Annotated in this window: 27 protein-coding genes; 11 read left to right on the forward strand and 16 right to left on the reverse strand. The window is 62.7% G+C overall.

Features of this window, described 5'->3' with window-relative positions:
• Positions 1-40 precede the first annotated feature (40 nt).
• The gene (locus HBNXHr_RS09425; RefSeq protein WP_275881937.1) at positions 41-595 is read left to right on the forward strand and encodes a CPBP family intramembrane glutamic endopeptidase; all 555 of its coding nucleotides are present in this window, start codon (positions 41-43) and stop codon (positions 593-595) included.
• Between the two features lie 107 nt (positions 596-702).
• Entirely contained in the window at positions 703-900 is a 198-nt protein-coding gene (locus HBNXHr_RS09430; RefSeq protein WP_275740973.1) for a hypothetical protein, read from the forward strand.
• Here HBNXHr_RS09430 and HBNXHr_RS09435 read toward each other — a convergent pair.
• Together HBNXHr_RS09435 and HBNXHr_RS09440 are read right to left on the reverse strand one after the other, a co-directional pair.
• Entirely contained in the window at positions 897-1,361 is a 465-nt protein-coding gene (locus HBNXHr_RS09435) for an NOB1 family endonuclease (RefSeq protein ID WP_275736977.1), read from the reverse strand. The two genes, HBNXHr_RS09430 and HBNXHr_RS09435, sit on opposite strands and share 4 nt — an antisense overlap.
• Before the next feature lie 9 nt (positions 1,362-1,370).
• A complete protein-coding gene (locus tag HBNXHr_RS09440) occupies positions 1,371-1,610 on the reverse strand; it encodes a PRC-barrel domain-containing protein (RefSeq protein ID WP_275736978.1) in 240 nt (79 codons plus the stop codon).
• A 170-nt stretch (positions 1,611-1,780) separates the two neighbouring features.
• On the opposite strand from HBNXHr_RS09440, the gene infB reads away from it, so the two are divergent.
• On the forward strand, positions 1,781-3,589 hold the full coding sequence (gene infB / locus HBNXHr_RS09445; RefSeq protein WP_275881938.1) for a translation initiation factor IF-2: 1,809 nt from the start codon (positions 1,781-1,783) through the stop codon (positions 3,587-3,589).
• Between the two features lie 81 nt (positions 3,590-3,670).
• Positions 3,671-3,922 carry a hypothetical protein gene (locus HBNXHr_RS09450; protein WP_275881939.1) on the forward strand — a complete coding sequence of 84 codons (252 nt, stop codon included), beginning with the start codon at positions 3,671-3,673 and terminating at the stop codon, positions 3,920-3,922.
• 33 nt (positions 3,923-3,955) lie between these two features.
• On the opposite strand, the gene HBNXHr_RS09455 is transcribed toward HBNXHr_RS09450, so the two are convergent.
• The 8 genes from HBNXHr_RS09455 to HBNXHr_RS09490 form a co-directional block, all read right to left on the reverse strand.
• Positions 3,956-4,228: a DUF3194 domain-containing protein gene (locus HBNXHr_RS09455; RefSeq protein WP_275736982.1), complete on the reverse strand. Its 273-nt coding sequence runs from the start codon at positions 4,226-4,228 to the stop codon at positions 3,956-3,958.
• The gene (locus HBNXHr_RS09460) at positions 4,225-4,623 is read right to left on the reverse strand and encodes a prefoldin subunit beta (protein WP_275736983.1); all 399 of its coding nucleotides are present in this window, start codon (positions 4,621-4,623) and stop codon (positions 4,225-4,227) included. Before HBNXHr_RS09460 ends, HBNXHr_RS09455 begins: the two co-directional genes overlap by 4 nt.
• A 124-nt stretch (positions 4,624-4,747) precedes the next feature.
• The gene (locus HBNXHr_RS09465) at positions 4,748-5,377 is read right to left on the reverse strand and encodes a hypothetical protein (RefSeq protein WP_275881940.1); all 630 of its coding nucleotides are present in this window, start codon (positions 5,375-5,377) and stop codon (positions 4,748-4,750) included.
• Between the two features lie 45 nt (positions 5,378-5,422).
• Positions 5,423-5,662 carry a KEOPS complex subunit Pcc1 gene (locus tag HBNXHr_RS09470; protein WP_275881941.1) on the reverse strand — a complete coding sequence of 80 codons (240 nt, stop codon included), beginning with the start codon at positions 5,660-5,662 and terminating at the stop codon, positions 5,423-5,425.
• Complete coding sequence (locus HBNXHr_RS09475; protein WP_275881942.1) at positions 5,663-5,797, reverse strand: DNA-directed RNA polymerase subunit P; 135 nt, start codon at positions 5,795-5,797, stop codon at positions 5,663-5,665.
• Between the two features lies 1 nt (position 5,798).
• Positions 5,799-6,083 carry a 50S ribosomal protein L37ae gene (locus HBNXHr_RS09480; RefSeq protein WP_275881943.1) on the reverse strand — a complete coding sequence of 95 codons (285 nt, stop codon included), beginning with the start codon at positions 6,081-6,083 and terminating at the stop codon, positions 5,799-5,801.
• An 83-nt stretch (positions 6,084-6,166) separates the two neighbouring features.
• Positions 6,167-6,886: a DUF2103 domain-containing protein gene (locus HBNXHr_RS09485; RefSeq protein WP_275736987.1), complete on the reverse strand. Its 720-nt coding sequence runs from the start codon at positions 6,884-6,886 to the stop codon at positions 6,167-6,169.
• A gap of 65 nt (positions 6,887-6,951) precedes the next feature.
• Positions 6,952-8,325, reverse strand: a complete 1,374-nt coding sequence (locus tag HBNXHr_RS09490; RefSeq protein ID WP_275881944.1) for an MFS transporter — start codon at positions 8,323-8,325, stop codon at positions 6,952-6,954.
• 75 nt (positions 8,326-8,400) lie between these two features.
• Between HBNXHr_RS09490 and HBNXHr_RS09495 the strand changes: the two genes are divergently transcribed.
• The 4 genes from HBNXHr_RS09495 to HBNXHr_RS09510 all read left to right on the forward strand — a co-directional run bounded on the left by HBNXHr_RS09495 (position 8,401) and on the right by HBNXHr_RS09510 (position 10,943).
• Complete coding sequence (locus HBNXHr_RS09495) at positions 8,401-8,985, forward strand: helix-turn-helix domain-containing protein (RefSeq protein ID WP_275881945.1); 585 nt, start codon at positions 8,401-8,403, stop codon at positions 8,983-8,985.
• 12 nt (positions 8,986-8,997) lie between these two features.
• Positions 8,998-9,192 carry a hypothetical protein gene (locus HBNXHr_RS09500; protein ID WP_275883732.1) on the forward strand — a complete coding sequence of 65 codons (195 nt, stop codon included), beginning with the start codon at positions 8,998-9,000 and terminating at the stop codon, positions 9,190-9,192.
• 151 nt (positions 9,193-9,343) lie between these two features.
• Positions 9,344-9,988 (forward strand): hypothetical protein, encoded by a 645-nt coding sequence (locus HBNXHr_RS09505; RefSeq protein WP_275881946.1) that lies wholly within the window; start codon positions 9,344-9,346, stop codon positions 9,986-9,988.
• Position 9,989: 1 nt separating this feature from the next.
• Positions 9,990-10,943, forward strand: a complete 954-nt coding sequence (locus tag HBNXHr_RS09510) for a hypothetical protein (RefSeq protein ID WP_275881947.1) — start codon at positions 9,990-9,992, stop codon at positions 10,941-10,943.
• Between the two features lie 167 nt (positions 10,944-11,110).
• Here HBNXHr_RS09510 and HBNXHr_RS09515 read toward each other — a convergent pair whose 3' ends face one another.
• Positions 11,111-11,521, reverse strand: a complete 411-nt coding sequence (locus HBNXHr_RS09515; RefSeq protein WP_275881948.1) for a helix-turn-helix domain-containing protein — start codon at positions 11,519-11,521, stop codon at positions 11,111-11,113.
• Between the two features lie 136 nt (positions 11,522-11,657).
• Here HBNXHr_RS09515 and HBNXHr_RS09520 point away from each other — a divergent pair, with 136 nt between their 5' ends.
• Entirely contained in the window at positions 11,658-12,242 is a 585-nt protein-coding gene (locus tag HBNXHr_RS09520) for a hypothetical protein (protein WP_275881949.1), read from the forward strand.
• Positions 12,243-12,251: 9 nt separating this feature from the next.
• On the opposite strand, the gene truD is transcribed toward HBNXHr_RS09520, so the two are convergent.
• From truD to pth2, 4 genes are all read right to left on the reverse strand, one after another.
• Entirely contained in the window at positions 12,252-13,610 is a 1,359-nt protein-coding gene (truD, locus tag HBNXHr_RS09525) for a tRNA pseudouridine(13) synthase TruD (RefSeq protein WP_275881950.1), read from the reverse strand.
• 91 nt (positions 13,611-13,701) lie between these two features.
• Positions 13,702-14,388 (reverse strand): archaeal proteasome endopeptidase complex subunit beta, encoded by a 687-nt coding sequence (gene psmB / locus HBNXHr_RS09530; RefSeq protein WP_275883709.1) that lies wholly within the window; start codon positions 14,386-14,388, stop codon positions 13,702-13,704.
• Positions 14,389-14,402: 14 nt separating this feature from the next.
• Positions 14,403-15,140 (reverse strand): archaeal proteasome endopeptidase complex subunit alpha, encoded by a 738-nt coding sequence (gene psmA, locus HBNXHr_RS09535; RefSeq protein WP_275881951.1) that lies wholly within the window; start codon positions 15,138-15,140, stop codon positions 14,403-14,405.
• A gap of 123 nt (positions 15,141-15,263) precedes the next feature.
• A complete protein-coding gene (pth2, locus tag HBNXHr_RS09540; RefSeq protein WP_275881952.1) occupies positions 15,264-15,602 on the reverse strand; it encodes a peptidyl-tRNA hydrolase Pth2 in 339 nt (112 codons plus the stop codon).
• A 98-nt stretch (positions 15,603-15,700) separates the two neighbouring features.
• Here pth2 and HBNXHr_RS09545 point away from each other — a divergent pair, with 98 nt between their 5' ends.
• Positions 15,701-15,982: a transcriptional regulator gene (locus tag HBNXHr_RS09545; RefSeq protein ID WP_275736996.1), complete on the forward strand. Its 282-nt coding sequence runs from the start codon at positions 15,701-15,703 to the stop codon at positions 15,980-15,982.
• Positions 15,983-16,046: 64 nt separating this feature from the next.
• Positions 16,047-17,459 carry a class II fumarate hydratase gene (locus HBNXHr_RS09550; protein WP_275881953.1) on the forward strand — a complete coding sequence of 471 codons (1,413 nt, stop codon included), beginning with the start codon at positions 16,047-16,049 and terminating at the stop codon, positions 17,457-17,459.
• 65 nt (positions 17,460-17,524) lie between these two features.
• Here HBNXHr_RS09550 and HBNXHr_RS09555 read toward each other — a convergent pair whose 3' ends face one another.
• Positions 17,525-18,376 (reverse strand): hypothetical protein, encoded by an 852-nt coding sequence (locus HBNXHr_RS09555; RefSeq protein WP_275881954.1) that lies wholly within the window; start codon positions 18,374-18,376, stop codon positions 17,525-17,527.
• Between the last annotated feature and the right edge of the window lie 77 nt (positions 18,377-18,453).

Raw genomic sequence — 18,453 nt, forward strand, 5'->3', positions numbered from 1 at the left:
GGGCATTGGCTTTGTTCTCGTCGCTATCGCGTACCTTCGCGTGAACGACCTGAATGTCGAATATATCGACGTTCGTTTTCCGTCCCTGCGCGATATTGGGTATACAATCCTCGGCGTGGTCGTCCTCCTGGTCGGCATCGTCCTGATCAGTCTCCTGTTCATCGAACTTGGTATCGAAAGTTCAGAGCACCAGATCTTCAAAGACGTGACGGAGAACAACAACCCGGAACTGCTACTTGCATTCGTGCCGCTATCGCTTCTGGTCATCGGACCGGCGGAAGAACTCATCTACCGAAACGTCGTCCAAAAGTCGCTCTACGACCAATTCGACCGACGGCTTGCGGTCATCATCGCGAGCGTGTTGTTTGCCCTCGTCCACTTTCCAGCGTACCTCACCTCGACACCGTTGGAAGCCGCGAGTTCAGTGGTAGCCGTATTTTTCCTGGCGCTCGTGTTGGGGGAATGGTACCGCCGGACGGACAACCTCGTCGTGCCGATTCTCGTCCACGGACTCATCAATGCAATCCAGTTCGCGTTGCAATACGTCCAGATTAGATACGAACTGGCCGAAGCGACACTGACTGCGCTCATGTGAGTACCGGGCAGTCCAGAGCCGATTGGAACGCGATGCGGCGAGGATCCCGACCGAGTCGGACGGCCGTCTGACGGGGGTTTTTATCACGACATCGATTACCATGATATATGCCGACCCGGTTTTCGGTCGTCGTCGACGACGACCAGGCCCGCGACATCGAGCAACTGGCCCGCGAGCACGATCTCACGGACGAAGAAGTGCTCCGACAGTTGCTGGCGCTGGGTCTGGATACACTCGACGGTGACCGGCCGGTCGAGGGACCGACCAGTCACGACGCGCCCGGGAAAACTGATGCCGACCCTTAAGCGCTGGATGGATTCTTCCGCGAGAGCGGGCTGCCACAGATCGGACAGCGGTCGTGGTTCTCGTCGAACTCGCGGCCACACCCCTGACACTGGAAGTGCCAGTCGCGTTGGGCCTCGATCCCATCCTGGGCGATCACTTCCACGTCGATCTCCAGTTTCTCCGCGACGTTCTGCATCGCGTAGTCGTCGGTGACCAGTTCGCCGTCGAGTTCGAAAGCAGCGGCGATCAGGCGGATGTCGGTCGTCGACAGTTCTTCGAGGTCGCCGGTCTCGTCGGCCGCCCGGCGGATGCGTTCGACGGTCTCCTCGTCAGGGATGTGGAGGTGCATCCCGGACCCCTCGAGGGCGTCGAAGCGATAGGCGCTCTCGTCTTCGAGTTCCTCGCGAACGAGAGGGATCGTGGCGAGTTGCTCGTCGGTGTGATACTCGTTGATGAAAGCCGAGGCGTCGAGAACGTTCATTTAGCTACCTTAGCGTTCGATGATCATGTGATCTTTGACTGCCTGTACACGACCCACAGGAACGCGAATGCGGCCGTTGTCGTCCCGCTTGAAGGCCGTCTCACCGAGCGTCTCGTCGGGTTCGATGATGAGGTCTTCGAGCCGCCCCGATTCGAGATCCATCGTGATGTTGTACAGCATGCCAAGCTCAGCCCCGTCCGAGCCCATGACGTCTTTCCCGGAGAGGTTCTCGGCGAGTATTTCGGCCATACAGTCGCTTACCCGGTCCTCTTACATAAACGCCACGGGCTGTCGGACGCGTGACTGACAACGCGATCGGCGACCTTCCCCAGTACGCGCGTGGCTTGCCGACAGCGATACGAACACCTTAAATGGCGAGAACGCCGAACTCGGACAAGGACTTCTCAGGGTGAGACGGGATGGCCGAAGACACACCAACTGATACGACCGAGTCGTCGTCGCTCCGGACGCCCATCGTCGCGGTCCTGGGCCACGTCGACCACGGCAAAACGACGCTACTGGACAAGATCCGCGGGTCAGCAGTGACCGAAGGCGAAGCGGGCGCGATCACACAGCACATCGGCTCGACCGCCGTGCCACTCGACGTGATCGGCGAGATGGCCGGCGATCTCGTCGATCCCGCGGACTTCGATCTGCCCGGCCTGCTGTTTATCGACACGCCGGGCCATCACTCCTTCTCGACGCTCCGTTCTCGGGGTGGGGCCCTGGCGGACATCGCCATCGTCGTCGTCGACGTCACCGACGGTTTCCAGCCACAGACCGAGGAAGCACTGGACATCCTCAAGCGAACCCAGACGCCGTTCATCGTCGCGGCCAACAAGGTCGATACGATCCCGGGCTGGAACCCGAACGACGACCAACCGATCCAGGCGAGCAAAGAGCGCCAGGCCGACCGCGTCCAGTCCGATCTGGACGAACGCCTGTATGAACTCATCGGCCAGTTGAGCGACGAGGGGTTCTCGGCGGACTTTTACTGGCGCGTCCAGAACTTCCAGAACAACATCGGCGTCGTCCCGCTGTCGGCGATGACCGGCGAGGGCGTCCCCGACCTGCTGACCGTGCTGATGGGGCTCTCCCAGCGCTATCTCAAGGAGGAGATGGCGGTCGACGTGACCGGGCCGGGCGCGGGAACAGTCCTCGAAGTCACCGACGAACGCGGGTTCGGCACGACGATCGATGCCGTCGTCTACGACGGGACGATCCGGGCGGACGACCAGCTCGTCGTGGGCGGACTCGAAGAGCCGATCGTCACCGAGGTCCGCGCACTGCTCCAGCCCCGCCCGCTGGCCGAAATACGGACCGAAAAGGAGTTCGAGAAGGTCGACTCGGTGGCGGCCGCCGCCGGCGTGAAGATCGCCGCGCCGGACCTCGACGACGCGATGGCCGGAGCGCCCGTTCGCGTCGTGCGCGACCGTCCCGTCGAGGAGGTCATCGCCGACGTCGAGGCCGAACTCGCGGAAGTCGAAGTCCAGACCGCGGAGGAAGGGATCGTCGTCAAGGCGGACACCCTCGGCAGCCTCGAAGCGATATCGAGTACGCTCGCCGACGAGGAGATCCCGATCATGCGCGCGGAGGTCGGCGACGTCGCGCCACGCGACATCCGGGTCGCCGAGACCGCCAACGAACCGACCCACCGGGCGATCCTCGCCTTCGGCGTGGACGTCCTCGAGGACACCGCCGCCCTCGCCGAACAGGAGGACGTCCGACTGTTCGAGAACGACGTCATCTACCAGCTCGTCGAGGAGTACGACGAGCACGTCACGGCGATCGAGGAGTCCCAGCAGGAACAGATCCTCGACAACATCACCCGCCCGGCACGGTTCCGGATCCTCGAGGACCACACCTTCCGGCAGTCCGATCCCGCCGTCGTCGGCGTCGAAATCCTCTCGGGGACGATCGTCCGTAATTCCAACGTCGCCCGATTCGAGGGGAGCGAACCCGAGCGCGTCGGCCAGCTCAAGGGCATCCAGGACGAGGGCGACGACGTTGATGAGGCACGGGCGGGCGAGCGCGTCGCCGTCTCGATCGACGGTCCGACGGTCGGCCGGGACATCGAGGAAGGCGACGAACTCTGGATCGAACTCCCCGAGAAACACGCCAAGATCTTAGAGCAGGAACTCACCGAGGAGATCCCCGCCGACGAGCGCGAGACGCTGTCGATGTATCTGGACAAGCGGCGGAACAAGGATCCCTTCTGGGGGAAGTAGACGGGTCGTGTTCGGCCCGTTTCAGAGGCAATTCCCCAGGTGAACGGCGCGCTTTTGGGTGCGTGCCCCCAACAGCTACCAATGACAGACCCCCGTCCGGATCCCGAGTACGACCGCGTGCAGGCGCTGAAGGCGGTCACGCCGTTTCTCGCGCTCGGGCTCGCTGACCTGTTGCTGTTGCTCGGGTGGGGACTGGACCCGCTTTGGGGATTCATGATTCTGCCGCCGATCCTGTTCATCAGCGGGCTCGCGTGGATCGGGTTCCGGACCGGGTTCATCAGCGATCGAACCGACGAGAGTCCGGGCACCTCGACTGTCGATCGTGGGCACTGAGACACGCGAAAAAAGCCGACGCCGACCGTCAGGTCAGGCGTCGAAAAGATCGTCGACCGCCGATCGGGCCGCGAGTGCGGCGTCGTCGGCGACCGTTTCGGGGTCGGCCCGCGCGTCAGGCGCGTTGAGGTAGACGTCGATCTCGAGTACCTTGTCTTCGAACGTCACCGTCACGTCGAGATCGTCGATCGCCGACCGGTCGAGGCGCGAAAACACGACGTCTTCGGCCGTCGCCGCGGCCGTCTCGACGACCGTTTCGTCCGCTGGTGTCTCCGCGTCAGTGGATGGTGTGGCGTCGTCGCTCATGCACCGCCAGCGCCCGGACCGACGTCCGGACCGCCGCCGAGCGCACCGCCGCCACCGCCGAGCATCTCCTGGAGGTCACTCTGGAGTTCCTCGAACTGTTCTTCGACGCGCTCCTCCTGCTTTTCGAGGGAGTCGACGCGTACTTCGAGGTTGTCGACCGTCTCGCTGAGGTCGTCCTCGGCCTCGTCGTACTCGGTCTCGACGAGGAGTTCGCCGACTTCGCGATACATCGTCGCGTCGGGGTCGATGTCTTCGAGGGCCTCGAGGGCGTTCTCGGATTCGGTCAGCTGGTTTTGGGCCTGCTGTTTCTGCTGGGCGACCTGCTGGGCCGTCTCCTGGAGGTCCTGCAGTTCTTCGAGCTTCTCTTGTGCTTCAGGTGGCAGATTTCCCTGCATATCCGCTACGTTGGGACGAGCACAGAAAAACCCACCTTTTGTGGTCTCACCGCCGGCGAACGGCTACCCCACCGCTAGCTGGGACTCTCGTCATCATCGCCGTCCCCGCATAGGGAAAACACCGTTACCGACCGCGGATCGCGCCGGCGATCGATCCACCGATTCCGCCGACAACAAGAGGATAAATGAACCCCGCGACGAGCAGGGCAGGGAGGAGATCCGGACCGGCGGATGCTTCGAAACTCATGAAGGAGCCGTCCGACGCGGTCGACCAGCCGGTCACCACCGCACCGACGGCCACCACGGGGATGTACCCAAGCACGACTGAGCCGCCGGCCACGGCACCCGCCGTCGTGGACCGGGCAGCAGTCGCGTAGGCGACGACCGCCCCCGCGAGCGCCAGTGCGATCACCGGGACCGCAAAGAACCACGGCTCCCAGAACACCGTCTCGGTAAACGCGATGGGATTCGATGATTCCGTCCCTGAGCTCTCGAAGAGTATGTCGACGTTGTGTGCGCGGTAGAACACCCAGCCGGCAAGCTTCCATCCAGCTGGAAGGTCGATCTGCCCGCCGAACTGACTCAAAAAACCAAACAGTCCGGACGCGCTGTCGATGGCGTCCGACTTGGCGATAGCGATCACGCCATAGCCGAGGACGTACGCGATCACGCCGCCAGCCAGTCCACCACCGATCGAGACCGACTCGAGGAGTGATCCGCTTCGGGTTCGATCCCTCTGTTCGCTCTTTGCCATATCTCACCGGATGGCGAGTCGGCCGATAAACATGCCGATGACGGCTCAGATCCCGCCGACTCGTTCAGCCACCTCGACGAGCGTGGTCCAGGTCGTCATGCCGGCCCGAAGTGCAACCGGATCCGCAGCGTCGATCGTCATCGAAAGCGTCGCGTCGTCCCGATCGAGTCGGGCGTGCGTGCGATCGCCGTCGATCTCATCGAGTTCCTGGGCGACGCTGGCCTCAACGAGTGCGGCACTGTCGGGATCGTCGTACACGAACTCCAGAACCGCCTGGTGGTCCATTTACTCGACGCTGATCTCTTTGACGTCGCGGGACCGTTCCTTCAACAGGACCCGGTGGCCACAGTACGGACAGCGGACGCCGCCGTACTCGTCGAGTTCGACGTCGCGTTTGCAGCGCGAGCACTTATACGCCATCTCAGGCCTCCGTCTCCTCGCCTTCCTCTGCGAGCGCCGCGCGGATCGAGCGCTTTGCGGCACGTCCACCGGGGGTCGTGGGGCTATAGGAGCCACCCGTGAAGGTGTAGCCACAGTAGCCACACTCCCAGACGCCGGTTCCCTGCCGGGAGACGCGGTCGCGGCCACAGTCGGGGCACTCGTGGTCGTCGTTCATGTTCGCCTCGATCTCGGCGACGCGACGGCGGGAGACTCGCCCGTATCGCGCGCCGAACCGACCGGCACTGCCGGTACGATCGTCAGCCATAGTGGTGAAACATCACGCCAGCGGGCTGATAAACCTGTTGAGTTGCGGGCAGCCGACGGGGCCGGTGCCCACGACCGGGCCGCTCACTCCCCAAGATCGGCGTCCGCCAGCGCGTCGTTCAGGTCCGCCCGGACGTGCTCGCCGAGTTCGCGATCGTTGGCCGTCGTAACGACCCGGTTCTCCTGGACGCTGGAGCCGTCCCGGATCAGGAGTCGGACGTTGCCACCCTCGTCGGCACGGGTCGCCTTCGCGCGGACGCCGCCGCGTGCGCTCGACCCGCTCGCGTCGATCGGGCCGGGGATGATCTTCTTGACGTGAGGGTGGCCCGCGACCGTCTCGATCGCCCGCATCCCGTCGCGATCACCGATCAACGTCGAGTGGGTGCCGCCGATCTTCTCGGCCGCGCTTGCCTCGACGACCTCCAGGGCGGGCTCCCCACGGCGCTCGAGGACCCGATCGACCGGATTCTCGCCCTCGACGCGGTAACACTCGTAGTGAAGTTGGGATCGGACGGCGTCGATAACCTCGCGATCGCCGGTGACGTAGACTTCCTCGGGGCGCTTGCGATGGACCTCGTCGGCGACCTGGCCGGCGAAGTTCCGCAACTCGACGCCGCTCAACTCGCCGTCCTCCGGCGTCGTCGTCACGACGCGCCGCCCCAGGATGTCCTCGTCGTCGATCGTCGTCACCCGGGCGCGCTCGCGATCGAGTTCCAGAACGACCACGTCGGCGTTCGCCGTGTGACACACCAGGCAGTAGTCGCCGGGTCGATCGAGGTCAGCGGCGCACTGCCGGCACTGCATCAGTGTCCTATCGGAACTCCCATCGAATAAGCAGGGCGATCCGCGAGTGCATGCAGTAGAGACGGCTATCGATAGGCTTCGAATTCCTCGCCGAAAACGAGGAAGTACCCGGTCCCGACGACGCCGATAGCGGCGGCGACCGTGAACGCGACCTCGGGGCTCACATAATCCCAGAGATACCCACCGATGGCAGCGCTCGGGATGACGATCGTGTTCCGCAGGAGGTAGTACGTCCCGGTGACGCGGCCGCCCGCGTCGGCCTCGGCGGGGCCGACGATCAGCGCCTTGTGCGAGGGGAGGCCGGCGAATCGGAGGCCGGAGAAAGCAAAGACGACGATCATCGCTGTCTCCGTCGCCGGGGCGTAGATGAGGACGACCGGGAAGATCGCGTAGACGGCGAATCCGACCGCAACGACCGGTTTGAGGCCGACGTACTCGGCGGCCTTCGCCGCGGGCGCCATCACCAACAGCGCGACCAGCATCTCGACTCCCAGGAGGATGCCGAAAAACGCCGCCGGTGAGAGGGTGACGCTGTAGGACGTTCCAAAGAGGGCGACGGAGGCGTCGAAGCCGACTTCGAGGAACTGGGTGACCACCAGCACGAAGAAGACGTACACCATGCCGTTGGCGAACCGGACGAGGGTGTCGCCGACGAGCAGCGGTCGCAACTCGGCGGGCATCTCCCGGAGGTCCGTCCGGATCTGCTCGATCCCCGCGAAGGAGCCCCCGATCGTGTCTTCGCTCGCGTCGTACAGCCAGTGCTGGATCAACGTCCCGAGCGCGCCGAAAACCACCCCGACCAGCAGGACGTACTGGAAGTTCGTCGCGAACGAGTCGCCCATCGTCCCGAGAATCGGCGAGAGGATCGGGACGTTCCACTGCAGTTCGAGCAGGACGGCCGCCAGCACCGGGCCGACGAGGAAGGCCACCCGCCGAAAGGTTTCCGTGCTTGCGAACCCGGCCGCCAGCCGCGAGGGATCGGTGGCCTGCTTGACGACGGCGAAGGAGGCCCCGAGGCCGAAGGACTTCCAGGCCTGGGCGAGGATCAGACCGACGAAGATCCACACCCAGGGTTCGATCGTTATCCCCACGATCGTGATCGCGTCGAACTGCCCGGCGATCAGCCAGACGGCAAAGCCGAGGGTCGAGAGAAAGCCAAAGAGCGTCAGCGCGTACCGGGAGCCGATCCGGTCCGAGATAGCACCACCGGGATAGGGGAACACCGCCGAGATGACGTTGCCGAAGGTGCCATAGAGGCCGACGACGACCCCCGAAGCACCCAGCGCGGTCATGTACTCCGGGAGATAACGGCTGGTCATCTGAAAGCCCAGGCTGAAGGCGAACATCGCGATCGAGAGGACGAGGACGTCCCGCCGGAGCGCGAAGAACGACCGGAAGGCGTCGATCGGACCTGCCGCTTCGGCCTGCTCCGCTGGCATGTATCGGTCTCCAACGCCGACTGTCTAAAGCGTGCTCCCCAAACGTTATTACTCGATACACGAATTATGAATTATATGTCGAGAACCGCCGGGAATTCCGAGCGGGCCATCAACGGTCTCCTGTCGGTCGCCCAGCTCTTAGAGGAGCCACGGCTGGCGCGACTGTACACGTTTGTCCTCCGCGAGGGGGAGGTCACCATCGACGATATCGGCGATGCACTGGAGATACCACGGACGACGGCGTACTCGGATACGGGCACGCTCGTCGAACTTGGTGTGCTGACTCGAGACGAGACACAGAAGACCCACCGGTATTCGGCCGTTCCGATTTCGCTCACTGCGACCCTCGACGGGGACGAACACACAGTCACGCCGACTCTCATCGAGGCGGTTGGACGCGCACCACAAGATCAGGATCTCGACCTCCTGCTCGAAAAGCACGGCCTGGGCAAACTTGCGGCCGCCCTCACCTACGCCATCCCCTATGCTGACGGCGCGATGTCCGAACGAGTGGCTGCCCGGGAGCTGGATCTCCAGTCCGCCTTCGCCACCGCCGTCTTGCAGGCGCTCCGGGAGGTCGTCCTCGACATGCAGTCGGTTGATCCATACTTCGAAGCGATCCCGAGTGCGCGCGAGCAACCGACCGAGACAGATGCCTGACGAGGAGCGCAGATGAGTGGGTCATTCGATCCGATGGCGGAGGGTGTCGTCTGGGTCGCGGATACAGGGCTGTTCGTCGCCTGTGGCCGCCAGCAGAACAACAAGTACACTGCCCTGGAGCGGTTCGCCCGGCGAAACGACCTCTCGTTCGTACCGGAAAGGTTCGAAGCGTACAGCGAGCGCGTGGCCGAGCGAATCGACCCGTGAGAAGCGTGGAGCCGAAAACTTGCGAGGACTTTTGGAAGGTTGGCCATTTAAAAATTATTTAAAGAGATACCTGGAGTTGGAGTGTTCGGTCGCTTTCAGCATCTATCAATTTTTAAATAGCGGCAGCGAGACACACAGATAGGGTCGAATAGTGACAATAACCAATGGAGACAGAGAACAATATCAAGCCACTGTTAGCAACTTCCATACACAACCCGAACCCGACAGTTGCTTTCCAACTGCTCTAAAGAACATCCTCGATGAACTCGCCGACCGTAAAGACGAACCAAATCTACGCTACAGTATTAGCGACCTCGCTGATGCCCTTGACTACGTCGAAAACCGAGCTTCAACTTCCGACCGCCTCGCAGCACGTATCGATCCACTTCTCGAAGAGGCTGGCTGGGAAGTAAATCACATGACTGGTGTCGGATACGACCAACTCCAGACCATTATTGAGTCCGACGACCGGTCTCTTCCTCTGTGTGAATTCCACGAACAGTATTTTGAGGATATAGGCCAGCACACCGACGAGTATACTCCTGAACCCGGGCTGGATGGATTCGGAAGATGGAAACACATCATCGTCCCATTCAAAATCAACGACAACACCGTGCTCTACTTTGACCCCTACATTCAGTTCTTCCATAACCTCGATGACCTTGACGAATCCGGAGCAATGAACGTTCCTATCCAGTCGTTCAACGAGTGGTGGGCACGCCCGGAAAAACGATGGGCCTTATGGCTTGAGCCGTCGAAACAACAGACACTGTCAACAGCTTTCGGAGATGGATAGAATGGCCACAACGGATACATCGCCTGATGAAGTAGTTCGTGTTCAGAACCCAGAAGCGCTCCAAGGCGGGCCCGCTGAGACTCGCCTCAAGCGCCATCTTGGTAGAGGCGTCTACGTTCACGACGTATACGAACTACCGAACGGTAATTTAGAAGTGTCCCTCGGAAACGCATCACCTCGAGACCTCAGTGACTGTCGTGACCACGACAACGTTTTGAAGTTCATCACATTGCGGGACGTATACACGATAGAAGCCAAAAATACAGGGCAAGGGGTTTACCTCATTGATGTTCCCGACCGTGGCGACGTTATCGGGGGAATCGATGACCGGGAGGAAGAAATCAAGGAGAAGCTTGATTTCACGATGGCACAAGCCATCTACAAACACGTCTACGACCTTCCAGCAGTCAGAACACAGCTTAACCCAATTCTCCAGATCTTGCGCGCCGCTCGTAACCGGAGAGGATTGACCGTCTCACGGATAGAAGAGAATCAACGCTCAAATAATACGCGTGAATACGTTGATCTACTGAAAAACTTTGGGTACATTAAGGTCGAGGACCATGAAATCCTGCCCGGAGAGCGATTACAGTCGGCAGATCTGAACGAATACAGTTGGGATGAGTTCGGTCGGAAGTTCCTTGGTGACGTAGTACAGCGAGGTTACGTCACGATTCGAGACGAGTTGAACTTGAGTATGCTCGGGCACTACCAGAAGTACTCTGGTGCGTACTACTTCGACGCCGTTCAGCGCGGGAAGAAAGACTTGTGGCTGGACATCGACAAGATTGTAGACAATTTCGAAGAACTACATGGCGAGCGCAAAGACCGGTTCTACATCCAGGATAAGCTGGGGGAGCTCGCCTCTGTGGACGTGATCCAGAAGGACGGGGACTTCGTAAAGTCTGAAGAAAAAATCTACGAACAGGTTGCACGGGGTACCCCTACAGCCTGAACCGCGCTTATCCAGCTATTCTTCACATGTTGAATACAGTCCTTGTTCCCCCTCACACTGATTGAATGGATTTATAATATATAGTAAAAATAGTGTTTTCCTGGTTGCCCCCATCAGTGATGATGCTGACGGGAAGGCGACAGTAAATATGAAAGTGAGAGGAGGAGTTACCGCTCGGGTCGCGGCGCGGACTCGTAGCGTTCGATCTCGTCGGTCTTCTCCACGCGATCGTAGATCTCCCGCAGCGTGTCTTCCGCCCGGAGCAGTTTGTGCTCCTCCAAAAACGCCCGCCCTTCCTCACTGAGCCCGTAGAACTTGTAGGGGCGGTCGTTCCGCCGCTGGTCCTCGGGGAGCAGCACTTCCTCGACGATCCCGGCGTCGACGAGCGCGTCGAGGTGCTGGCGGATCGTCGTCCGACTCTTCGAGGGGTTGACGTAGTCGAGTTCCTTCAGCGTCGGCAGCCCATCGGGATGACCCAGGATATCCTGCAGCAGCGAGAACCGCGTCTCCTGGGTGACGACGTTGAGCCGACTCCGGACGGTTTCGAGGTCGTTCGGCGGCGTCTCTGGCGTACTCATTATCACACTGTTCGGCCGCTTCGTCCAAAAGCGTTTCGCTCAAATACGAATCGGTTAGTGGCGAATCGTTTAAAGGCGAATCACAGAGGGAAGCAGTAGTTGGTTTGAAGTGTTCGCGTGCGGAACCGTTTCCCAGATGGACGAGCAATCGGTTTCTGTCGAAGAGGTCGCCGAGAAGGCCGAGTCGTATCTCCACGAAACCTCGCTCACGCCCGAGGAGTACGAGTCGCTCAAGCAAAGCGTCGGCGAACTCGCGCCGATCTTCTCCGCCGAGCGGGCGTATTTCATCCTGGGCAGCTACGGCCAGCCGGAGATCGAACGCCTCCAGCTCGTCAAGGACCGACTCAACCAGCGGCCCGACGCGTACGCGTTCCTGATGGTCGACGTCCGCAAAGAGTGGACGAACACCTACCTCAAGTTCCGGCTGCTGGCCGATTACACGGACGTCATCGTCGGCGTTGCCGAACACGCCCACGGCGGCTTTCTCGTCGAGCAGGGCTATTTCACCGCCTTGGAAGAATACTTCGCGAAGACCCACGTGTTCAAACGCGAGTACGACGCCCTCGATCTGGACGAACTCGACACCGAGGTCGACAGCGAGGATCCCTACAGCGCGATGCAGACGGGCATCTTCGAAATGCTCGACGACGCAGGCCGGCTTTGCCGATGGACCACCGAAGACGACCTCCTCACGTGCGTCGAGAATCTGCCCGACGAATGACCTGCGGGCTCAGAGGTCCGCCGGATCTGCTTTCGTGATCTCCCGCAGGACGACCGTCGCGTACGAGCCTTTCGGGAGCGCAAACGAGAGCGTCAGCGGATCCCGTTCGACCGATAAGTCCGTCCGCAGGAGGATCGCCCGTCGCGTGCCTTCCGAGTCGAACTCGCCCGGAAGGTCGAAGTCCGCCGGGCTGATCCCCAGATCTTCGAAGACAGCCCGCTCAATTTCGCCCGGCTCACCATCCGGGCGCTCACTGTCGGTCCCGAGCAGCGGCGCGGTCACGAACGCCCGCCCGCGCTCGCAGTGGCGGCGAACCGTCCCGACGTTGTCCTCGGTTACACGCTGCGTCCGCCCGGTGTCCGGCAGTTCGAGGCCATCGGGAGCACCGCTGTCGGCGAAACAGACCACGTCGCCCGCGACTGGCTCGTCGAAGGGAAGCCCGCGCTCCAGCCGTGCCGAGAGAATCCGATTGAACGCGTAGGACTGGGCAGCGTTGACGAACAGTTGCTGGAGGTTCGTCGGGACCGCCTCCAGCGCTTCTTGGAAGTCTTCGGGGTCGTCGGCCCCGTTCTCGACGAGTCGATGGCACATCGACCGTTCGTAGCCCAGGCGCTTGGGGAGTCGATCGAGCGCGCCTTCCCAATCCTCGGTTTCTGTGACGTACTTCCGTGCCTCGCGGGTATCCTCGCGCTCGCGTTCGTGTGGATTCCCGACGTACGCGAGAACGGCGTCCGTCCAGTCGCCGCGGGCGATGGCGAGGCCGACCTCGTGGGTGACCGGGCGCTGGCTGCCGAAACGTTGCTGCCCGAAGTAGTTGGGGACGCCAATGCGGGTCGAGCCGTCGTCCTCGCCACCGCCGGACGCGCTGCCGGCGAACGCGGCGAGTTCGTCGAGAACTCCATCGAGATTTCCGGGCGCGTCGGGTTCGCTGATCTCGATCTCGAAGGCGTTGCCCGCCAGATCGCCAAAGAGGATCGGCCGGCCGCTCCGACCCAGGACCTCGATTTCCACATCGGAGAGGTCGATCGTTTCGAGATCGGCGGGGTCGACTTTCGCGACGGAGAACAGCTGAGTCGTCTTCGCGTATTTGTCCTTCGTCCCGGCCCAGGAGACGCGTTCGCGACTGATCCCGAGGTGATCCGAGAGGACGCCCGCGAAGTCGTTGGTGTCCCAGCCCGCGAGCGTCGCCCGGAAGACAACGTGTGGGTACGCGCCCTGCTTGGCGTCAATGGGCTCGACCTGGAAGGCTTCGACCTCACGGACGCCGAAGGCCGCGGGCTCCCGACGAAGGCGGCCCCCGACGCCGTCGCTGTCGCTGACGTAGTACTCCATGCCGACTGCTTGCTCGACGGGGTGTGCCTGTCGCATATCGAGAGTTGGGCGTCCTACACTGTCACCGGAAAAGAGCGTGCTGGTCGACGTGTGGAAGGCACGAAAATCGAAACCGAATTGTTGCCGTCTACAGCGCGTCCGCGAGGTCGTCGAACTCCTCGATCTCGACGCCTTCGTCGGTAATCTCGGCGATCACGAGGCCGTTGCCGGAACCGGTGTCGCGCTCGCTGGCGGCCTGGACCGCGTTCGTCGCGAGCTCTTTGGCCTCCTCGGTGGACATCTCGGCGTCGTACTCGCCCTCGATGGTCCCGTAGGCGACTTGCATCCCGCTGCCGGTGACCGCGTAGTCGTCCTGCATGACGCCGCCGGCGGGGTCGATCGTGTAGACGTGACTGCCCTCGTCGTCGACGCCGCCGAGGATCGGGTGAATGGCGAGGAACGGACCACCGCGAGCGAAGTTGCCCGCGAGCGTCGCCAGCGCGTTGATACTCATCGGCTCGTCACGACGCGTCTCGTAGAGACTGGCCTCCGAGCGCAGCGTCCGGATGAACGACTGGGCACCGCCGACCGAGCCCACGAGCGTCATGGCTGCCGTCGGGTGGATCTCCTCGACCTTCACGACGTTCTTGTTCGAGACGAACCGGCCGCCGAGGCTCGCCCGGCGGTCGGTCGCGATCACGACGCCATCCTCGGTCGCGAGGCCGACGGTCGTCGTCCCGGTCTTCGTCACGTTCTCGCCGTCTCCCTCGTCGGTCGCAATCGAGCCGAGTTCGGGTGCGTAGGGGTCTGTCCGTCCGCTGTCGTGGGGGTTCATGTTCAGATCAGGGTTCATTCGTCGTCACCTCCGAGCAGGTCGCGCTCCTCGAGGTGCTCCTCGATCACGTCCTGGCTCACGCCGAGGACGCCCTCTTCGTCGACCGTCTGGAGGTCGACGCCGTCGGGGTCGAGCCCGTCCTCGTTGGGTTCGGCCAGCCCTTCCAGTGCAAGGCCAACGCCGTCCTCGAGCGTCATGCCGTCCTCGTAGTTGTCCTCGAAGTACTCCTGGATCTCCTCGCGGCCGCCGCCGACCGCGAGTGCCGACCACTCGTAGGGCGTCCCCGAGGGGTCGGTCTCGAAGAGGCGGGGCTCGCCGTTCTCCATCCCGCCGACGATCAGCGCGACGCCGAAGGGGCGCGCGCCACCGGTCTGGGTGTACTCCTGGATCGTGTCGGTGATGGCCTTCGTCAGCGCCTCGACACCCATCGGCTGGTCGTATCGCAGATGTTCGACCTGCGACCGTCGGCGCGCAAAGTCGATGAGCTTGCGCGCGTCGGCGACGTGCCCGGCGCTCGCGATAGCGATGTGGTCGTCGATCTTGTGTGTCTTCTCGATGCTGTCGCGCTCGATGAGCGACGAGCGCGTCTGTCGGTCCGCCGCCAGGACGACGCCCTCGTCGGTCCGTACACCGACGCTTGCGCTCCCGCGTTTGACGGCTTCCCGTGCGTACTCGACCTGATAGAGCCGGCCGTCCGGCGAGAAGATCGTAATCCCGCGATCGTAGGCCTGCTGTTGTTGGTTTCCTTGCATACTGGTGTCCTCGTATTGTGTTCACCCCGAGTTAGGGCAGATCGTACATAAACCTTTCAGTAAGAGATAAATAGGTCGATTGAATGCGGTACATCGGTTCTGAGTCCCAGCGGCACATATACATCAGTATAGCGATAGGTCTCCCGTGACGCGATCGACGGCGTCTTCGTCCGCTGGACCGACCGCCAGCGCCGAGACGGTGCCAGGTTCGAGTTCGGTGTGGCCGGCGTCCCGGACGATGGCGTGGGCCAACCCCTCGCGTTCGGCTTTGTCGGCGAGCTTGAACAGCGTTGCTTCGCCGTCAGCCTGCAGGACGACCTTCTTCTGGCCGCTGCCCTTCCAGGCTGACTGGCTTTGGCTGTCGGCGTCCTCGTAGGCCATCAGGGCGGCGTGGGCGACCTGGGCCGCGAGTTTCCCCTCGCCCATGTTCAGATCCGCGCGTGCGACGATCGCCTGCTTCATGGCTACTCCTACGCCGGAGTGGGTAAAGGCGTACTGTTCCGGCTGTGGTCGTGTCGGGAAAGCCGACGGTATATATTCCCGGCCCGGCAACGACGGCTATGCAGCGGACCACGCGCGAGCGGATCGCCGATCGATTACGGGGGGAATCGCTGTCCGCGACGGCGCTCGCCGCGGCGTTCGAACTCTCGACGACGACGGTGATCGAGCACGTCGAGCACATCGCCCGGTCGCTCGATGATAGTGACGAGCAGTTGCTGGTCGCGCCCCCGGCGTGTGAGGACTGTGGCTTCGATGGGTTCGACGACCGACTGAACGAGCCGAGTCGGTGCCCGGAGTGCCACAGCGAGAACCTTTCGCCGCCGATATTTCGGATCGAGTGAGCAAGTCGTCCCAGCCGCCGCCACGCGGACACTTAAATTCCTGGCGTGAGTGTCCCCGGACGCAATGACCGACAGCGAGGATTACCGGATCGAAGCCGACAGCCTCGGCGAGATGGACGTGCCCGCCGACGCCTACTGGGGGGCACAGACCCAGCGCGCGATCGAGAACTTCCCGATCAGCGACCGGCGCTTCGGACGACGCTTCATTCGGGCGCTGGGCGTCGTCAAGAAGGGTGCGGCACAGGCCAATCGGGATCTCGGCCTCTTGGACGAGGAGAAAGCCGACGCCATCGTCGCGGCCGCCGACGAGGTGATCGCCGGCGACCACGACGACCAGTTCCCGGTCGACATCTTCCAGACGGGGTCGGGGACCTCGACGAACATGAACGCCAACGAGGTGATCGCCAATCGAGCTACCGAGATCGTCGGCGGCGAGATCGGGTCGAAGGAGATCCACCCGAACGATCACGTCAACTACGGCCAATCGAGCAACGACGTCATCCCGACGGCGATGCACGTCGCCGTTTTGGAGGCGATCGAGCGCGACGTCCTCCCCGGACTGGAGACGCTCCGTGAGGAACTCGAAATCAAGGAGGAGGAATTCGACGACGTGGTCAAGACCGGGCGGACCCACCTCCAGGATGCGACGCCGGTGATGCTGGGCCAGGAGTTCTCGGGCTACCGGACCCAGGTCGAGAAGGGGATCGCCCGCGTCGAGGAGACGCGCGAGCGGGCGGCCGAACTGGCGCTCGGCGGGACAGCCGTCGGGACCGGGCTCAACACCCACCCCGAATTCCCCGAGTTGGCGGCCGAATACATCAGCGAGGAGACGCTGCTCACCTTCCGGGAGGCCGACAACCACTTCGAGGCCCAGGCCGCCCACGACGCGATGAGCGAGGTCCACGGCGCGCTCCGGACCGTCGCCGGGTCGCTCCAGAAGATCGCCAACGACCTCCGGCTGCTCGCCTCCGGGCCGCGTAACGGCCTCGGCGAACTCGATCAGCCAGAGAACCAGCCCGGCTCCTCGATCATGCCGGGAAAGATCAATCCCGTCGTCGCGGAGTCGGTCAACCAGGTGTACGCCCAGGTCGTCGGCAACGACGCGACCGTCTCGACCGGCGCGGCCAACGGCCAGATCGACCTCAACCTCTACAAGCCGGTGATAGCGGCGAACGTCCTCGAATCAGCGCGGCTGATCGCCAACGTCAGCGGTGCCTTCGCGACGAAGTTCGTCGCCAAACTGGAGGCCGATCGCGAGCACTGCGAGGAGCGTGTCGAACAGAGCATGGCGCTGGCGACGGCACTCAATCCCGCGATCGGCTACGACAAGGCCAGCGAGGTCGCCAAGGAGGCGATGAAAACCGGACAGACCATCCGAGAAGTCGCCGTCGAGAAAGGCTACCTCACCGAGGACGAAGCCGACGAGGTGCTCGACCCGGCGACGATGACCGAGCGCGTCATTCTCGGTGACGAGTGAGCGGCCGGCGACGGGCATAGAGCCGGATGGCTACTCCGGCAGCGGCCACGGTGCCGTCGCCCCCGTCACGGCGACGACAGGCTCGTCCCGTTCGCGAGACGACGATGGGCCTCCGGGAGCCACGCGGGCGAAGAGACGGTCACGTTTCCAACGTCGGTGATATTTGAGGTATACCGGTGGGTGAACGTGATCGTCTCGGAGCGTGTTCGGCGCTCGGTCGTATACATGGCCGTCAAATTTTGAACGAGTCCGCGTCGAGTCACAACGACTGAAACCCGGTAGTCCTCGACCAGTGGCGCGAGTGTCTCGGAGGGTTGGGTCGACGTGAGCCGATACCGCACTCCAGCGTTCGACTCGATCCGTTCGATACTGGCGGATCCGACAGGGAGATAGCGTTCGACCGCGTTCGTCGCTGACCGGACGAACCGACTTCGGCTTCCGCCGGCGGTGACGCGGTCGTAGCGGTAGGCGGCCCACGATGTCGACAGTGCGCGGATGTAGACGTCCTCGCCGTCTGCATATTCGTTGTACACCGGATAATAAACCCGCCGACCCTGATAGCGGTCCGTGCGACCGTTCGTCTCGAAGTAGTAGCGGGTCGCGTTCGCGAAGGCGACGGTCCGATAAGACATCGTACTGTCGGTGACGTTTGCGACCCGCCCGGTTCGGTTGTCGGTCTCCGTCCATACGAACGAGGTCTCTCGAAGGACATCCCGATGTGCGTCAGCGAGCAAGTCCGGCTCAAGTTCACCGTCAGCGTAGACTCCTGGCACGATCATCGCCCCCGGGCCTGTGTCTGGAGGGTCCGTGGGAACCGGCGCGGGCGTAACGGTCGGGACGGGTTCGTCACCGCTCAAAAAGCCAGTACACCCGGACAGGGCGAGCAGGGTAACGACCGCCAGGACTCGCCACCGCATTGTCGACTGTTCGGCTGCCACACACATAAAGACGCGGCAAGCGGTAGCATACACCGTCCGGCGGTGGCCACACACAA

The sequence above is a fragment of the Halorhabdus sp. BNX81 genome, from assembly GCF_029229925.1.
GTDB lineage: Archaea > Halobacteriota > Halobacteria > Halobacteriales > Haloarculaceae > Halorhabdus.

Coding starts and splice junctions, on each gene's coding strand:
- HBNXHr_RS09550 (WP_275881953.1), top strand. CDS start 16,047: ATGACCGACAGCGAGGATTACCGGATCGAAGCCGACAGCCTCGGCGAG.
- HBNXHr_RS09460 (WP_275736983.1), bottom strand. CDS start 4,623: ATGCAGGGAAATCTGCCACCTGAAGCACAAGAGAAGCTCGAAGAACTG.
- HBNXHr_RS09510 (WP_275881947.1), top strand. CDS start 9,990: ATGGCCACAACGGATACATCGCCTGATGAAGTAGTTCGTGTTCAGAAC.
- HBNXHr_RS09440 (WP_275736978.1), bottom strand. CDS start 1,610: ATGGCCGAAATACTCGCCGAGAACCTCTCCGGGAAAGACGTCATGGGC.
- pth2 (WP_275881952.1), bottom strand. CDS start 15,602: ATGAAGCAGGCGATCGTCGCACGCGCGGATCTGAACATGGGCGAGGGG.
- HBNXHr_RS09500 (WP_275883732.1), top strand. CDS start 8,998: ATGAGTGGGTCATTCGATCCGATGGCGGAGGGTGTCGTCTGGGTCGCG.
- HBNXHr_RS09435 (WP_275736977.1), bottom strand. CDS start 1,361: ATGAACGTTCTCGACGCCTCGGCTTTCATCAACGAGTATCACACCGAC.
- HBNXHr_RS09545 (WP_275736996.1), top strand. CDS start 15,701: ATGCAGCGGACCACGCGCGAGCGGATCGCCGATCGATTACGGGGGGAA.
- infB (WP_275881938.1), top strand. CDS start 1,781: ATGGCCGAAGACACACCAACTGATACGACCGAGTCGTCGTCGCTCCGG.
- truD (WP_275881950.1), bottom strand. CDS start 13,610: ATGCGACAGGCACACCCCGTCGAGCAAGCAGTCGGCATGGAGTACTAC.
- HBNXHr_RS09480 (WP_275881943.1), bottom strand. CDS start 6,083: ATGGCTGACGATCGTACCGGCAGTGCCGGTCGGTTCGGCGCGCGATAC.
- HBNXHr_RS09490 (WP_275881944.1), bottom strand. CDS start 8,325: ATGCCAGCGGAGCAGGCCGAAGCGGCAGGTCCGATCGACGCCTTCCGG.
- HBNXHr_RS09450 (WP_275881939.1), top strand. CDS start 3,671: ATGACAGACCCCCGTCCGGATCCCGAGTACGACCGCGTGCAGGCGCTG.
- HBNXHr_RS09430 (WP_275740973.1), top strand. CDS start 703: ATGCCGACCCGGTTTTCGGTCGTCGTCGACGACGACCAGGCCCGCGAC.
- HBNXHr_RS09555 (WP_275881954.1), bottom strand. CDS start 18,376: ATGCGGTGGCGAGTCCTGGCGGTCGTTACCCTGCTCGCCCTGTCCGGG.
- HBNXHr_RS09455 (WP_275736982.1), bottom strand. CDS start 4,228: ATGAGCGACGACGCCACACCATCCACTGACGCGGAGACACCAGCGGAC.
- HBNXHr_RS09520 (WP_275881949.1), top strand. CDS start 11,658: ATGGACGAGCAATCGGTTTCTGTCGAAGAGGTCGCCGAGAAGGCCGAG.
- HBNXHr_RS09515 (WP_275881948.1), bottom strand. CDS start 11,521: ATGAGTACGCCAGAGACGCCGCCGAACGACCTCGAAACCGTCCGGAGT.
- HBNXHr_RS09475 (WP_275881942.1), bottom strand. CDS start 5,797: ATGGCGTATAAGTGCTCGCGCTGCAAACGCGACGTCGAACTCGACGAG.
- HBNXHr_RS09465 (WP_275881940.1), bottom strand. CDS start 5,377: ATGGCAAAGAGCGAACAGAGGGATCGAACCCGAAGCGGATCACTCCTC.
- psmA (WP_275881951.1), bottom strand. CDS start 15,140: ATGCAAGGAAACCAACAACAGCAGGCCTACGATCGCGGGATTACGATC.
- HBNXHr_RS09485 (WP_275736987.1), bottom strand. CDS start 6,886: ATGCAGTGCCGGCAGTGCGCCGCTGACCTCGATCGACCCGGCGACTAC.
- psmB (WP_275883709.1), bottom strand. CDS start 14,388: ATGAACCCCCACGACAGCGGACGGACAGACCCCTACGCACCCGAACTC.
- HBNXHr_RS09495 (WP_275881945.1), top strand. CDS start 8,401: ATGTCGAGAACCGCCGGGAATTCCGAGCGGGCCATCAACGGTCTCCTG.
- HBNXHr_RS09470 (WP_275881941.1), bottom strand. CDS start 5,662: ATGGACCACCAGGCGGTTCTGGAGTTCGTGTACGACGATCCCGACAGT.